Below are 14513 nucleotides of genomic sequence, written 5' to 3'. Positions count from 1 at the left end.
GGAGCAAACAAATGTACATTTATTTGGTTTAATCCAAACTCTGTCGAACTCCGTGGTACCGTTACAAATAATGTAACATTTGTGGCCATCTGTTGCATTTTCACACTAGCTGAGCCGCTATGCTCGCGCTACCAATCCTCTGTCAAAGCGCGCAATTCATAAATGATAGCGCTATCAGGAAAGAGGGGATACGAGGCATCATGCAGCGAGATTCTGGCATTACGCGGTCGTTCATTCGCGGCGCGGCACTCAAGGGTGGCGTATCGATGTTTGCGGTGTCCCTTGCTGCACTGCCCTACGCCGCGATGGCGCAGTCTGCCGATGGTTCGGCTGACTCGCCAGCGTCGCAGAGTACGCCGACCCCGAACGCGCTTCAGCGTACCGCACCTTCTGATCGTGCCGCAGCGGCGGCGCCGTCGACTGCTACTGGCTCTCAGCCGTCGGCCAATGCGCAGGTTCCGTCGGGTGGCGTCACCGCGACGCAGGCCGAACAGTCGACTGCCACTCCGCAACAGGAAGCGGCAACGCAGGACATCGTCGTCACCGGCATTCGCCGCAGTTTGCAGAGTGCGCAGGCGATCAAGCGCAATTCCGAAGTCGTCGGTGACTCGATCTCGTCCGAAGATATCGGCGCGCTGCCCGACCGTTCGGTGACCGAAGCGCTGCAGCGCGTGCCCGGCGTCTCGATCAGCCGCTTCTCGGCCGGCGCCGATCCCGATCACTTCGCCACCGAAGGATCGGGCGTCACCGTCCGCGGTCTCAGCTACACGCGCTCAGAGATCAACGGCCGCGATTCGTTCAGCGCCAACAACGGCCGCGGCCTGTCGTTCGCCGACGTGCCCGCCGAGCTGCTGGGCGGCGTCGACGTGTTCAAGAGCCCGTCGGCGGACATGATCGAAGGCGGCATCGGCGGCTCGGTCAACCTCCGCACGCGCCTGCCGTTCGATTCTACCGGCCTGGTGCTCGGCGGGACGCTCGAGAACAATTACGGCGATTTCGTCAAGAAGTCCGCGCCGACGGTCTCGGTCCTCGGCAGCAATCGCTGGGAAACCGGCATTGGTGATTTCGGTTTTCTCGCCAGCTTCGTGCGTTCGCAGGTCCGCAGCCGCGCCGACAGCGTTCAGATCTCCAACTGGGGCGAGCGCGTGATCGGCGCCGACGGTTCGCTGCTGCAGCCGATCGACGCAACCACTGGCGTGGTCAATACCGGTCGCACAGTGTATGTCCCGCGCGGCGCGGCAATCCGCAGCCAGGAATTCAACCGTACGCGCTACGGCTATTCGGCCGCCGGCCAGTGGCGCAGCCCCGACAAGTCGATGACCGCGACCGCGCAGTTCCTGCGCACCGACTCGCGCGAGGCGTGGACCGAGAATTCGATCGAGGTCGCGACCGACAACGTGCTGGCGGCGGGCGATACGCAGCCCTTCCCCGGCACGAACTTCACCTATGACGACGACAACGTCTTCACGAGCGGGATCATCACCGGCCCGAACGGTTTTGCAGCGGACGGGCAGGCTGGGGGCGATGGCCGCACGCCGACCAACGGCCTGCAGAGCAACAACATCTCGCGCGGCAACAATTCGCGCTTCCGCACCAACGACGCCAGCTTCAACCTGAAGTGGCAGGCGACCAGCCGGCTCGGCATCAACCTCGACTATCAGCATGTCTGGTCGCAGGTGAAGGTCACCGACCTGACGGTATGGGGTACGTCCTATCAGAATGCCGATATCCGGCTCGACGGGACCAACCCTGCCTATGTGAACTTCATTCCCGTTACGAACGGTCGGAACAATTACCAGAACGCGGCGAACCCGAGCTACCTCGACGCGTATAACAACTTCTATCGCTCGGCGATGGATCATATCGAGGACAGCAAGGGCAACGAGGATGCTGCGCGCATCGACCTCGATTATTCCTTCCCCGAGGACAGCTGGCTGACCTCGGTCCGCGTCGGCTATCGGTTCGCCGATCGCCAGAACGAAGCGCGCTCGACCGCGTACAACTGGGGTGTGCTGAGCGAGATCTGGGGCGGCGGCAACAACCAGACCGATGCGACCGCACCGACCGGTCCGGGTGGCCCGGTCTGGTTCGATCGCCCGATCGACGGCAATCCCGTCACGCGGAACGAGGGCAATCTGGGGCCGCAGCAGGCGTTCCTTTACGACAACTTCTTCCGCGGTCAGGCGAACGATTCGTCGAACGGCGGACGCGTGTTCGTGCCAGGGTCGTTCCTGCAGAACTACGATAGCGCAACGCAGGCGATCACCCAGATCGCGCAGGAATGGCGCAACTTCAGCAGCAACCTGTCGGGCGCAGAGGGCTGGGTACCGCTGGCAAACCGCGCCGGTGCCATTGCCGGAACCCCGTTCCTCCCGGGCGAAATCAACCCGGTCAGCGAACGCAACAACGCGGTCTATGCGATGGCGCGGTTCGGCAACGACCTGTCGAACGGCTGGAACCTGAGCGGCAACCTTGGCGTGCGCTACACCAAGACGCGGCGTATCTCGTCGGGCTTCTTTGCGTTCCCCCAACAGGCGTTCAACTGTCCCCCACTGACGCCGGAGCAGGTCGCCGCAGGTCAGGTTCCGTCGCGCTTCTGCTCGCTGCCGCAGGGCGTGCGCGACTCCGCGGCCGCATTCCAGAACGGCCAGCTTACTCCAAACGATGCCAAGCTGACCTATGACTACTTCCTGCCGAGCTTCAACGTGAAGCTGGCGGTAGGCGGTGGTCTGCAGTTCCGCGCGGCCTTCACCAAGAGTGTCGCACCGCCCGATTTCGGGCTGACGCGCTCTTTCTACAACATCAACCTGAACACGAGCGACCAGACGATCCTGTTCAACGGCGCGCCGATCGCGAACTTCTCGGTCGGCAACCCCTTTCTGAAGCCGGTCCGCGCGGACAATTACGACCTGACCGCGGAATGGTATTTCTCGAACGTCGGCCAGCTCACGCTGTCGCTGTTCAAGAAGGACCTCTACGGCGTGCAGACCAACAGTCTGCAGCGCCAGAGCTTTACCAACAATGGCGCGACCTTCGAGGGGATCATCACGACCCCGCTGAACTCGACCGAAACGGGTCGCGTGAAAGGCTTCGAAGTCGGCTATCAGCAGACCTATGACTTCTTGCCCGGTTTCCTGAGCGGTTTCGGTCTCGCCGCTAACTTTACCTATGTGCAGTCGTCAGGCGTGTCGCAGGAGAACCTCGACGAGAACGATCCGAACGTCGCGGCCGGGATTATCTCGAACGTCGACACCAGCGGACTGCCGTTGCAGGGCCTGTCCAAATACCAGTTCAATCTCGCGCCCTTCTACCAGCGCAACGGCCTGGAAATCCGGGCCGCGTATAATTGGCGGTCGAGGAACTTGCTGACGATCCGCGACGTCATCGTCCCCAACGCGCCGGTCTATGCAGAGAAGTACGGACAGCTCGATGCGTCGATCTTCTACGCGGTGACGCCGTCGGTGAAGATGGGCTTCCAGGGCGTCAACCTGACCAACTCGATTACGCGCACGTCGTACGTCATCAACGACGATCTGCTGACTCGGCCGCGCAACTGGTTCATCGCAGATCGCCGTTTCACCTTCTCGATCCGCGCCTCGTTCAAATAGGCGCCCTCGAGTCCGCCAATGGCGGAACCCTCTCCTCCACCTGGGGCGTCCCGTTCGCGGGGCGCCTTTTTTTTGGAATTATCCTGTCCGGCATCCCGACGTTTGCCGATCGCCTATGCAAGCCAGCGCAGTGTGCGTCAGGGACAGATACGGTGGAGCGGATCGGCAGCTTCGAGACAAACGGCGAAAGGCGGCAATACGGCCTGATCGATCGCCGCCTTCACCTTGACGTCGCGTTTAGGTCGGCAAGGACTATCAGATCAGCCCTTCGTGCTGCATCGCTATCTGGACGGAAGGACGGCTCCTCAGTCGGTCACGGAAGGCGGAAAGTTTCGCAGGGACTTCAAGTTTGTTCTTCCGCGCCCAGAGCAGCATGACGAACAGGTAGAAATCCGCCACGCTGACATCCGCGCCAACGACGTAGTCGCCCTCCATCGTGTCCGCCAGGTCTGTCATGCGGGCCAGGATCGTCTTTGCCGCTTTCGCCTTCTCGGCATCGCCGGCATCCGAGAAGAAAGGCTTGAAGCTCTTGTGAATTTCGGTCGAGATGAAAGCCAATGCTTCGAGAAGGTGCGTGCGGCCCAGTTCACCCGCCGGTTTCAGCGCGCTATTTTGATGCGCGATCCAGTCGAGAATGGCGATGTTCTCGGTCAACGTCTCGCCCGTATCGAGCGTCAGGGCAGGGACATAGCCCTTGGGGTTTATCGCTGTGAAATCAGCGCCGGTCTCGGTCCGCTTGGCCTTCAAATCGACCTTTTCGTGTTCGAACGACAAGCCTGCTTCATGCAGTGCGATATGGTCTGCGAGACTGCAGGCGCCGGGCGAATAATAGAGCTTCATGGTTCTCTCCGTATTGAACGGCTAGAACGCGCAAGATCGCTATCGGCTGCCCGGGGCCTACCGCACCCAGTGAGGATTACTTATTCGAGATCGTCATCGTCGATGACGACGACGTTGGCGTTGGGGCGCTGGTCGGCGACGTCGGCGCAGACGTCGAGGATTTCATCGCTGAATCGTTCGAACAATTCGAGCGCGTCGTTCTCAGGCTCATCACCACTCAGTTCGCGCAACACGGCATATTTGACGGCGAAATCGCGCTCGTCGCCGTCGATTTCCGCGGTGAATTCGATCTGATGGGCAATGTCGTTATCGGTAAGGCTGGCCTGGTCGACGGTGATACGGCTTGGCATGGCTTGACACTCCTAGAAAAGGACAGGCCCTGCCCAAGAGCGGGGGCGCAGGCAAGGGGTTCGGGCTTCAGAGGAAACATTCACGTAAATTCGCATGGGTAACGCGTGCGGTGCGGCGTCGGCTGTGGCATCCCGGCGACGCGCATCGCGGTGCATGCGTGACGGAAATACGTGCTAGTCATCGCGTGCCGGTCACCACGGGCTCGTCATCACGGGGCCTCGGAGACGGCGGCGCCAGGGCTGCAGGCGAGCACGCGACGGATGAAGAGGGGATGGGGGGAATGGTTTTGGCGGACGTATCGGTGCCGTCCAATCGGCGGCTGGTGAGGCTGGTGACCGACAGTCCGATCCCCTCGGTCATCAGCGACCCGCGGCTGCCCGACAACCCGATCGTCGCGTGCAACCAGGCATTCTGCGACCTGACCGGGTATCCCGCGGAAGAAGTCGTGGGGCGCAATTGCCGGTTCCTGTCCGGACCGGCGACCGAACCGTGGCTGTCCGAGGAAATCCGGCGCGGGGTCCGCGAGCACAAGCCGGTGCTGGTCGAGATCCTCAACTACAAGCGCAACGGCCAACCGTTCCGTAACGCCGTCCTGGTCGCGCCGCTGTACGACGAGGAGGACCGGCTGCTGTATTTTCTCGGGTCGCAGGTCGAGATCGACACGAATGCGGCAGCGCCGACCAGCATGCGGCGTATCCGCGCGGCCGAGATGGTCAAGGCGCTCTCGCCGCGCCAGGGGCAGGTCCTCAAGCTCGTCGCGCAAGGCCTGCTGAACAAGCAGATCGCAGGAGAGCTTGGGCTCGCCGAAAAGACCGTGAAGATGCACCGGGGCATATTGATGGAGCGGCTCGGTCTCAAGACCACCGCCGACCTCATCCGACTGGCCGTCGAAGCGGGTCTTTGAGACGCGCGACGCGGTCGGCATAGCCGCGCCGCCAGAGCCGCAAATGGAACGACCGATATGGACCAAGTTCCGTATCGCAGGCCGGTTCGCGGAGGCGTATTCCGATCCCGGTCGTCACAGCGGCCAGGTTTCGCGGCGTATCAGCCAACGTCGCGGGGCCTGGGTGGAACTCCCTCCGATACCCTTCAAGGTCGCTGTGGCGCCATCCTCGGGTGACCCCGAGCCGGTGCGATCATCGGCTCGCGTCGCCCGCAACTAGCCCGGCATGCCACCGTAGCAAGCCCGGCGCAGCAAGGCGATGGAGATCCCGATGGATATCATAACCCCGTTCCAGTTCTCGCTGGTCTACAATGCGTTCTCGTTCACCTTTGCGACGATGGCCGCGGCAACCGCCTTTCTCTGGCTCAGTCGGTCGCAGGTCGCGCCGGCGTATCGCACCGCGCTCACGATCTCCGGGTTGGTGACCGCGATCGCGGCCTATCATTATCTGCGCATCTTCGAGAGTTGGAACGAGGCCTATTCGTTCAAAGACGGCCTGATCGCAACCACGGGTATCGCGTTCAACGACGCCTATCGCTACGTCGACTGGCTGCTGACCGTGCCGTTGCTGCTGATCGAACTCGTCCTCGTGATGCGCCTGTCCCCTGAACAGACGTCGTCGAAGGCGGTTCGCCTCGGTTCCGCCGCCGCACTCATGATCGTTCTCGGGTATCCCGGCGAGATCTCGACCGATATTCCGACCCGCGCCCTTTGGGGTACGCTGTCGTCGATCCCCTTCGTCTACATCGTCTGGGAACTGTTCCGCGGGCTGGGCGACTCGATCGAGCAACAGCCGGTCGCGGCACGCGGCCTGATCCGTCGCGCACGCCTGTTGACCTTCGCGTCCTGGGGTTTTTATCCGATCGTCTACATGGCGCCCTTCGCCGGATTGACGGGTGCTTCCGCAACGACCGTGATTCAGCTTGGCTACACCATCGCAGACATCGTCGCGAAGGCCGGCGTTGGCGTCCTGATCTACATGATCTCGGTACGCAAGTCGCAGGTCGAAGCGCATGGCCCGGTGGCCTACGCCGAGTGATCGCCACGAAGCGCGACGCATGACGATCGCTGCCACGAGCCTACACCCTCGCCGCGTCCATATCGGGCGCGGCGATGCCGTGCCTGCCGCATTCTGGATCGCCGGCGCGTATCTGGTCACCGCGTTCGCCGCGGGCCTACCGCTCGACGGGCCTGTCGCAACGATGGTTGCGACCGTGGTATTTCTCGCCGGTGGCATGCCCCACGGCGCCTACGACATCGCGCTGCTCACCCGTTCGACCCGTCTTCGCGGAAGCGGGCTGGGGCTCGCGATACTGGCCTATATCGGGGTCGCGTCCGCGATGGCCGTCCTGTGGCTGATCGTACCGATAGCCGCGCTGGTCCTGTTCCTGGCGGTCGCGGCCATCCATTTCGGCGAGGACTGGACGATGCTCGACGAGCCATTGCTCAAGATAGCGGCCGGCACCGCGATCCTCGCGGCGCCCGCGATCGGCCATCCCGTCACCGTCGCACAGCTTTTCGTCAGTATGGCGGGCAGTCCGAGCGGTGAATTGATCGCTCGCGCGATGATCGCGGTCGCGCCCGTCGCCTTGCTGGTGACCATCGTCGGAATCGGAGCGGCCTGGCGCGAGGGTGCACGCGAGTGGGCGGCAGCGACGGCGTCCGCGATCATGGTCCTGATCGTCGTGCCCCCGGTCATGAGCTTCGCGCTCTTCTTCGTGTTCCTGCACTCGCCACGCCATCTTACCGCCGCCCGCGTGCTGCTGGCTGATATGCCAAGGACGCGGTGGCTGGCGACGGGGGCGGTCATGTCCGCACTCGCGATCGGCGGGTGGCTGATATTCGCATCGCAAACCGACGGATTACCTGCCGATACCACGGCGCAGGCATTCCAGTTGCTTGCGGCCGTCGCCTTGCCGCACTTGCTGCTGTCGCGGTGGTTGGAAAGGCGGCTAGAACAGCGGGTCGACCGGCCACCGGTATCGCCGCAGGTGACCTAGCCTGGCGACCTAGCTCGCCGATCTAGCCTGCCAGGATTCGGTCGGCGAGCATGCGGCCGGACAGCCACGCGCTTTCGATCCGCGGCGCAAGCAGCCAATCGCCCGCCACGCCAAGCCTGGCTTCGGCGTTCCATAACGCACCATGGTCGTCAGCGCTGGTACCGGCGGCAGGGGTAGCACTGGCTGCAGGGGTCGCACGCGCGTAGCGCCAGCGATGGCCCGTTCGGACGATCGGTTCCGGCATCGGGCCTTCGACGTAATCCGCCAACGCCGCGAGCAGCCGATCGACGACGCTGTCGGCGGTGTCTTCCAGATGGGTCGTCGACCACTCCGGCGTGGCCTGGACCACCCACGCCTCGGGACCGCTGCGACCCGGCTTGGCGGTGTTGCGTGCTGCCCAGCCGATGATACCGGCATGCCTGATGACGTCGTCGGGTATCGCCAGGCGTTCGGCAAAGCCGAGCATCGCGGTCCAGTTCGGCGAGGAATGACAGGCCTCCGCCTGGGCCGCCATTGCCGGATCATGATCGGCCAACAAGGGCGCCGCCTGTTCGGCGGGAACGGCGATGACGACGGCGTCGAACGACGCGGTCGTGACGGGGGTGGTTGTCGACACGTCAGTCGAGGCGGTGCCGGTCTTGGATGAGCCGCCGGTCTGGGGCGCATCGTCAACGGACAGGTCGACATGCCACCCTGAATCGTCGCTGCGGATCGCGGTGACCCTGTGCTGCCAATGAACGTCAGCGTGGTCAGCGAGATGCTTGACGATCGCGTTCATGCCTGGCGTGCCGACCCAGGCGTCGTCTCCAGCCGCCGGCCAGCGCGCGACCACGCCGGCCACCCTCCATTCGTCGATAGCCTCGACGAAGGCCGGATCGCGTGCCGTCAGATACTGCGCGCCATGATCGAATGCAGCGTCGCCAGCGGATGTCTCCACCCGGCGTGTCGACATCCGGCCACCTGCGCCGCGGCCCTTGTCGAACAGCGTGACGTCGTGGCCGGCATCCTGCAGGCGCACCGCGCAGGACAGACCGGCAATGCCGGCACCAACGATCGCTATTCTCATGATGGTCTCCGTAGCATCCGTATCGCCGCGTACAGGCGCCCGCCGCATGAACGGTTCGATCCTACGCTACAACACCGGTCGAATGCCGATCTCCGGGATCTCGTACGAAGTTGATCTCCCTCAATCGGACGCGACCGTTGCCGCCGCCATCGCCGCGGGCATATCCGTTCTGTCAGCGCGACGTGGCCAACGCGCAGACCGCATAGCCGAGCGGGGGGAGCGTGACGGAAAAGCTGCCGGGAGCCACGACCGTGCCGCAGCCCTTGCCGGCGAGCGTCCGGGCGGCCGTCGCACCGACGCCGATTTCCACGGTCCTGGTAATCGCGGTCGTCGAGGTGTTGAAGGCCAGCAGGACCTCTGCCTGGGTACCGGGATCGAACCGCGAAATCGCGAGCAGGCCCGGTGCTTCTTCGCGTGCCCGCAACACCTGTTTCCCGCGGGTGAGGGCCGGCGTGACGGTGCGCAACCGGGCCAGCGCAGCGGTCTGGCGAAACAGCGGATTGTCCTGGCCGAAATGGGCCGTGGCGGTGGTGCTGTCGGTACCGAGCAAACGGTTGTCGTTGTACACGGCGACCTTGCTGGCGAACATGTCCTCGCGGGCATCCTGGTCGTTGCCGTCGCTGACGAAGCCTTGTTCGTCGCCCGAATAGATCGTCGGCACCCCGCGCAGCGTCAACAGCATTGCGTTGGACAGCATGACCCGCGAGAGCACTTCGTCGTCGCCTGCGTTCGGAAAGGCCTTGCGCACGAACGTCGCGAACCGACCGTCATCGTGATTGCCGGTGAAGGTCGGCAGCGTCACCGCGGTGTCGAAGCCACGGGCATACAACGCGTCGCCGTCGAACAGCGCCTCGAACGCATCGGTGCCGCGGGTGCCCGCAACCGTCTCGACGATCGCCTGCCGGAACGAGAAGTCGAGCACCGCAGGCAGCTTGTCGACGATCGTGTGTTGCGCCAGCACCGCCGGACGCACCTCGTGATCGGAAACTTCGCCGAAGATGTGGAAATTGGGAATGTTCTTCGCGGCGGCGCGAGCCTGCATCGCGGGAACGAACGCGGCCCAGAATTCGGGGTTCACATGGCGCGCCGTGTCGATGCGGAAGCCGTCGATGCCGTAGCGATCGATCCAGTCGCCGAAGATGTCGATCATTCCGGACACGACGCGCGGGTTCTCGGTCATCAGATCGTCGAGACCGACGAAATCGCCCATCGTCGAACTCTCGTTGCGATAGGTCGTGTCGCCGCGATTATGATAATAGCGCATGTCGTTGAGCCATGCGGGGGTCTTCACGTCGCGCTCGCCGGCGGGCACGAACGGGGTGTACGCATAGTCGTTGCGGGTGAGCCTGGCGAAGTTGTCGGCAGTGCGGACGTCGTCTCCGGCAAAACCGGGATTGATCGGTGCGCCGTTCGGGCCGAGCCGGCGCTGGTACGGATAATCGGCCCGGCTGCGATAGGGACATTCGCGCGCGCCGACACATTCGCGGTACTGGATCACATCGGCCGTATGGTTGACGATGATGTCCATATAGACCTTCATCCCCCGGCCATGCGCCGCCGCGACCAGCGCCGCGAAATCGGCGTTGGTGCCGAGATGCGGATCGATCTGCGTGAAGTCGGTGATCCAATAGCCGTGATAGCCGGCCGATTGATGGCCCGGACCGCCCTGAACGGGCTTGTTCTTGAAGACCGGGCCGACCCAGATCGCGGTCGCACCCAGGCTCTGGATATAGTCCAGCCGCCGGGTCAGGCCTTTGAGATCGCCACCGTGGAAATAGCCCTTTGCGGTGGGATCGAAGCCGGTAACCGTCGGGCCACCCTTCAGCCCGCCGCGGTCGTTGGCAGGATCGCCGTTCTCGAAGCGATCGGGAAGCAGGAAATAAATGACCTCGTCCTGCGGCAGACGCGCGCGGTAGTCGGTCGTCTTTGGGAGATTGGCGGGCGCGGAGTTGGCGGGCGGGGAATTGGCGGGCGGGGAATTGGCGGGCGGGGGGCTGGCAACCGCCTGTGGCGCGGCGAACGCCATCGCCAAGATCATCGTGGATTTCGTGGCGAGCCTCGACATGCACTTCCCCTCCGTCGTCGCATGGGCGATCTGGTGCCGGCCATGTTCGTGTCCTGCGCTGTGCGGACGCTGGGGCGCGAAACCAAGCGTCGCACATACGTATTCACGCGGAATGTCCATGCGATCCAGAGGCGGAATGGCGCCGACATGCGCGCCGCCGCGGCCGGCGCGCGCGTGACCGCCGCGCACCGCAGCGTCATCGAACCCGTATCGTCGGTGAGACGATCAGGACGATTTCGATCGCCCGGAGCCCGCCTTTTGCCGGTCTGGCAGCGTGCGGTATTTTGCGAGCTCGGGCGTCCGGACCAGGGCCTTGACCACGCCGAGCGCGACGGACGCGTGGATCACCGCCCGCCGCCTGCGCCCGCGGCGAGCGCGGTGGCGGCACGCAGCACGCGTCCGATAGTGCGATATCCACACCTGATCCTCCGAAAAGATCGGCTTGTCATCGAAGGGACGCTCCCGGACGAGCTTGGTCGGGATCATCCCGCAGCTGTTCGACCAAGTGTAAGGTGTTTCCTGTCATGGCTGCGATCGCCCGCGAAGAGTGGCGCGTTATACCTAGAGCCGAAAATCATTATGAAGCGTCGTTGATCGGCATCGCCGCCGCCCGAGCATTGAAGTCCATGAGGGCATCGCGACGGCTATTCGCGGATCGATCTGTGATTCAACGCTCAGCGAGAGACGGTAAGCCACACGCTCGTGTGCGAGGCATTCCATGGCCCGCGCCCGGCAGGCGTCGACGCAGCCGATAAGAGCGGGGTTAGAACCGCCAGCACGCCAGAGAATCGACTATGGGTGACCCGCGCGGAAAATGTCGCACGCAAGAAGGACAATAGCACACCGGTGAAGGCGTCGCTCACTTCATGCTGAGTGCAGATGATGGTCTTGGCATTCGCTCGCGCCATAAAGCCGGTGAGACATTTGCTACGATAGCGAGGGCGTTTGCTGTTTGGCCTCGAACGGTGGCGAAGGTCGTAAGATGTGAGAGAGAGGCCGACATCCCACCACAGGCGAATAAAACGTGATGGCAGCTCGCGCCGAGACAATGCAACCCGACTAAGACCGGAACACGGAGTTTAGATTATGTCGGAAAGTGGCGACTTTATGTGGTGCACCCGACTGGTCTCCGTTAATCGCGTCAATTCAATATGTTGGCTTGGCTAACCGGCAGGGCGCCGGCCGCGGAATCCTGCGGCTCTCCGCCAAACTGGCTAACCGGTCGTGAGCACTCTCGCGCGCTCTTTCAGCGAGGTCGCGACTGGCATCCGTGACCGCTCACGCTCGAACTCCCCCGTGCGCCGCAACAGTCACAATGCTGGCGGTTCCGAGGTGTCCCTGTGGCGCACACACAACACGTTCCCGAAGACCGAACACAACGCGCGTATGCGCGCGGCCGAGGCGTTCGAGCATGAGACCAAGCTGCCGGGCAAGCGCAACGGTGCCCTCGGTTCGATCGGGCTCGACGTCCTGCGCTGCCTGCTGCGCCTGCGAGGCCGTAAGGACGGCCGGCTCGATCCGACCTATCAGTGGATCGCTGACAAGATACACAAGTCGCGTAGCGCCGTTGTCGAAGCCGTCGCGCGTCTGAAGGCGTGCGGCTTCCTCGATTGGATCCGGCGGTGCGTACCGATCGAGGACGCGCTGCCCGATGAGCAGCAGAGCGAGCAGATCTCGAACGCGTTCATCCTGTTACAGCCGCCAACGGTGCGCGAGTCCGTTCGCCGTATGCTTCGTAAGCCTAGCGAGTTCGTCCGCGCGGTTGCTGAGAAGTTGGCACGACAGAAGAAGCTGGACACCGCCACGGTCGACGACGTGATCGCCGAGGTCCAGAGCCCCGAGCTGCGCGCCATCCTCGCCCGCGTCCGCGCTTTTGTTGATAGTGCAAATCCGCCGAGCGGTCACACAGAGGCCCTGTAAGATCTAAATATAAAAGGAACGCCTATGGCGTGCGCAGTTTGAAGCTTCGCCAGGCCCCAAGGTCCTGAACCCAACGAGTTCAACATCCAGCGACCGCGGGTGAGCGTGCCGGCTTGCGCCGTCCCGTGCATCCTAGAAAGGATGAGTGAATTCGGTTGCGCAACCTATGCTCGTTTTGGGCACTTGCAGGATGTCGGAATGGGAGCATCTAACGGTTTCCTAAACCGTAGGCCGCGTGTTCAAATCTCGCCGGGGGCACCAGCTTTTCCGACATTTCCGACTGTTTTGGGCTTTATACGGACGCGCGAAACGCGCGGATAGCTACGGTTTACGTGGGCACAGCGGGGGGCACAGTCTGTTCACGCTACGAACCCTACCGAAGGCTGCTCCGCCCTAAGCTGATTGTATGGGCGCAGTTAATGCGGGCACTGACCTCCTCAGGCTTCCGCGTCGGCCGGGGGCACAAAAAACGGCACAAAATCGTGTGCAACTTAGGATCTAATTTGCGGTTCTGATTAGCAGCGCTAGAGCTCTAGCTCGCCCGGAATGCTGGGCTGGGAATCGCGGGAATGGGGAGGAAAGCGGAGTCGCTGCCTTGGACACCCGATGGATGCCGAAGCCTTTGGATTCGGCCCCATGTAAGGTTAGTGGAGCAGCTAATCCGTTCATTCCCACGGCGTTACGTTTATCTTTTACGTCGCACAACCGGGCTCTAAGCACCGGTCAAATTTGCCGCATTAAAGTCTACGTAATGACCGACCCAGACCCCTGATTATTAATCTGAAAATGGCCAGAAATTCAAGATTTTAAGTAATGATAATATTGCAATAATTATAGGCGTTGCAATTCTAATTACGTCAATTGCCATTTCATCTAATTTTGTAACCAGTTCTTTCCGACGGAATTTCGGATCGAATATTTGCAAAGTCATTCTCAGACTCGATTAGCAACCTTTTTGCACTGTAAATAATTCTATTATAACTCGAATCCATATGCTGAAAGCGAAGATCGCGCCCCTTTCGAAGAAGGCTTAATATACTGTTACGCTCCATGGTTCGCGCATACTCTTCGCCGGCCGCTAATTGAACATCCTCCGCTGGAGCATTATCGCGAATTAACTTTTCTTTCTGAAGAGTAGCAGCTTCTATAATATCGTCAGCAACCTTCAGACGAGCGGACATCCTTTCTTCAAAATCACCAACTGGCGTTTCGTCATGAATGTCTATTGGCGGACCTATTGCCTCGAATTGGGCGCGTGCGTTGTCCAACCGCTCTTTGGCCGAAACCAGCTCATCCGCTCTTCGGAATATAAAGCGATCTCTTAGTAGGATATCATACGTCGCCACCAACTGGGCAATTAAAAAACCGTACTGGATTAATAAATATGTAGTTCCGAATACCAACGCGGTAGCTAGCTTTCGAGCAGGAAGCTTCACCACTTTTACAACACTTGCCGCCGCATTTTCATCGTAAAGGCCAAGAGAGATAATTAGTAGCACAGACGAAGAAAGGTAGAGCCACTTTCTTGTCTTCATTATACGTATGTAAGTTCCTTCTGCTGCGGTGTGTTCGTCGTCACCAAAAAATAATTGCAACATGATACCTTGAACCGCGCCGGGTTTGTCGGAGGCTCCAACTCCTGAGAAGGTGGAGCCATGACGAGCAAGACGACGAACAAGTTTGCGCCCGAAGTCCGCGAGCGGGCGGTACGGATGGTTTT

11 protein-coding genes are annotated in these 14513 nt (G+C 61.9%); 5 read left to right on the top strand and 6 right to left on the bottom strand.

What is annotated here, in order from left to right; genetic code table 11:
* Window positions 1-200 precede the first annotated feature (200 nt).
* The gene (locus U1737_RS15840; protein WP_332797425.1) at window positions 201-3608 is read left to right on the top strand and encodes a TonB-dependent receptor; all 3408 of its coding nucleotides are present in this window, start codon (window positions 201-203) and stop codon (window positions 3606-3608) included.
* 255 nt (window positions 3609-3863) lie between these two features.
* On the opposite strand, the gene U1737_RS15835 is transcribed toward U1737_RS15840, so the two are convergent.
* Together U1737_RS15835 and U1737_RS15830 are read right to left on the bottom strand one after the other, a co-directional pair.
* On the bottom strand, window positions 3864-4448 hold the full coding sequence (locus U1737_RS15835; RefSeq protein ID WP_332797424.1) for a glutathione S-transferase N-terminal domain-containing protein: 585 nt from the start codon (window positions 4446-4448) through the stop codon (window positions 3864-3866).
* An 80-nt stretch (window positions 4449-4528) separates the two neighbouring features.
* Window positions 4529-4798, bottom strand: a complete 270-nt coding sequence (locus U1737_RS15830; protein ID WP_248521294.1) for a DUF1488 family protein — start codon at window positions 4796-4798, stop codon at window positions 4529-4531.
* A gap of 281 nt (window positions 4799-5079) precedes the next feature.
* Between U1737_RS15830 and U1737_RS15825 the strand changes: the two genes are divergently transcribed.
* From U1737_RS15825 to U1737_RS15815, 3 genes are all read left to right on the top strand, one after another.
* Complete coding sequence (locus tag U1737_RS15825; protein WP_248521292.1) at window positions 5080-5703, top strand: PAS domain-containing protein; 624 nt, start codon at window positions 5080-5082, stop codon at window positions 5701-5703.
* A 310-nt stretch (window positions 5704-6013) separates the two neighbouring features.
* Window positions 6014-6781, top strand: coding sequence for a bacteriorhodopsin-like (locus U1737_RS15820; protein WP_248521291.1), 768 nt, complete (start codon window positions 6014-6016; stop codon window positions 6779-6781).
* A 19-nt stretch (window positions 6782-6800) separates the two neighbouring features.
* Window positions 6801-7742, top strand: a complete 942-nt coding sequence (locus U1737_RS15815) for a Brp/Blh family beta-carotene 15,15'-dioxygenase (protein ID WP_248521290.1) — start codon at window positions 6801-6803, stop codon at window positions 7740-7742.
* Window positions 7743-7764: 22 nt separating this feature from the next.
* On the opposite strand, the gene U1737_RS15810 is transcribed toward U1737_RS15815, so the two are convergent.
* From U1737_RS15810 to U1737_RS15800, 3 genes are all read right to left on the bottom strand, one after another.
* Window positions 7765-8808 carry an NAD(P)/FAD-dependent oxidoreductase gene (locus U1737_RS15810; protein ID WP_248521289.1) on the bottom strand — a complete coding sequence of 348 codons (1044 nt, stop codon included), beginning with the start codon at window positions 8806-8808 and terminating at the stop codon, window positions 7765-7767.
* A gap of 172 nt (window positions 8809-8980) precedes the next feature.
* Entirely contained in the window at window positions 8981-10873 is a 1893-nt protein-coding gene (locus U1737_RS15805) for an alpha-amylase family glycosyl hydrolase (RefSeq protein WP_248521287.1), read from the bottom strand.
* 225 nt (window positions 10874-11098) lie between these two features.
* Window positions 11099-11359, bottom strand: coding sequence for a hypothetical protein (locus U1737_RS15800; RefSeq protein ID WP_248521285.1), 261 nt, complete (start codon window positions 11357-11359; stop codon window positions 11099-11101).
* A gap of 738 nt (window positions 11360-12097) precedes the next feature.
* Here U1737_RS15800 and U1737_RS15795 point away from each other — a divergent pair.
* Window positions 12098-12793 carry a hypothetical protein gene (locus tag U1737_RS15795; RefSeq protein WP_332797423.1) on the top strand — a complete coding sequence of 232 codons (696 nt, stop codon included), beginning with the start codon at window positions 12098-12100 and terminating at the stop codon, window positions 12791-12793.
* Window positions 12794-13662: 869 nt separating this feature from the next.
* On the opposite strand, the gene U1737_RS15790 is transcribed toward U1737_RS15795, so the two are convergent.
* The coding region (locus U1737_RS15790) for a hypothetical protein (protein ID WP_332797422.1) at window positions 13663-14513 on the bottom strand (851 nt) is incomplete at its 5' end.

The sequence above is a fragment of the Sphingomonas fucosidasi genome (assembly GCF_036663855.1).
Taxonomy (GTDB): domain Bacteria; phylum Pseudomonadota; class Alphaproteobacteria; order Sphingomonadales; family Sphingomonadaceae; genus Sphingomonas; species Sphingomonas faeni_B.
Note: the sequence above shows the minus strand (reverse complement) of the source record. Positions and strands in the feature narration are given on the sequence as shown.

What these genes read in the sequence shown, in the direction of transcription:
- U1737_RS15840 (WP_332797425.1), top strand. Translation starts at nt 201, where the DNA reads ATGCAGCGAGATTCTGGCATTACGCGGTCGTTCATTCGCGGCGCGGCA.
- U1737_RS15835 (WP_332797424.1), bottom strand. Translation starts at nt 4,448, where the DNA reads ATGAAGCTCTATTATTCGCCCGGCGCCTGCAGTCTCGCAGACCATATC.
- U1737_RS15830 (WP_248521294.1), bottom strand. Translation starts at nt 4,798, where the DNA reads ATGCCAAGCCGTATCACCGTCGACCAGGCCAGCCTTACCGATAACGAC.
- U1737_RS15825 (WP_248521292.1), top strand. Translation starts at nt 5,080, where the DNA reads ATGGTTTTGGCGGACGTATCGGTGCCGTCCAATCGGCGGCTGGTGAGG.
- U1737_RS15820 (WP_248521291.1), top strand. Translation starts at nt 6,014, where the DNA reads ATGGATATCATAACCCCGTTCCAGTTCTCGCTGGTCTACAATGCGTTC.
- U1737_RS15815 (WP_248521290.1), top strand. Translation starts at nt 6,801, where the DNA reads ATGACGATCGCTGCCACGAGCCTACACCCTCGCCGCGTCCATATCGGG.
- U1737_RS15810 (WP_248521289.1), bottom strand. Translation starts at nt 8,808, where the DNA reads ATGAGAATAGCGATCGTTGGTGCCGGCATTGCCGGTCTGTCCTGCGCG.
- U1737_RS15805 (WP_248521287.1), bottom strand. Translation starts at nt 10,873, where the DNA reads ATGTCGAGGCTCGCCACGAAATCCACGATGATCTTGGCGATGGCGTTC.
- U1737_RS15800 (WP_248521285.1), bottom strand. Translation starts at nt 11,359, where the DNA reads ATGATCCCGACCAAGCTCGTCCGGGAGCGTCCCTTCGATGACAAGCCG.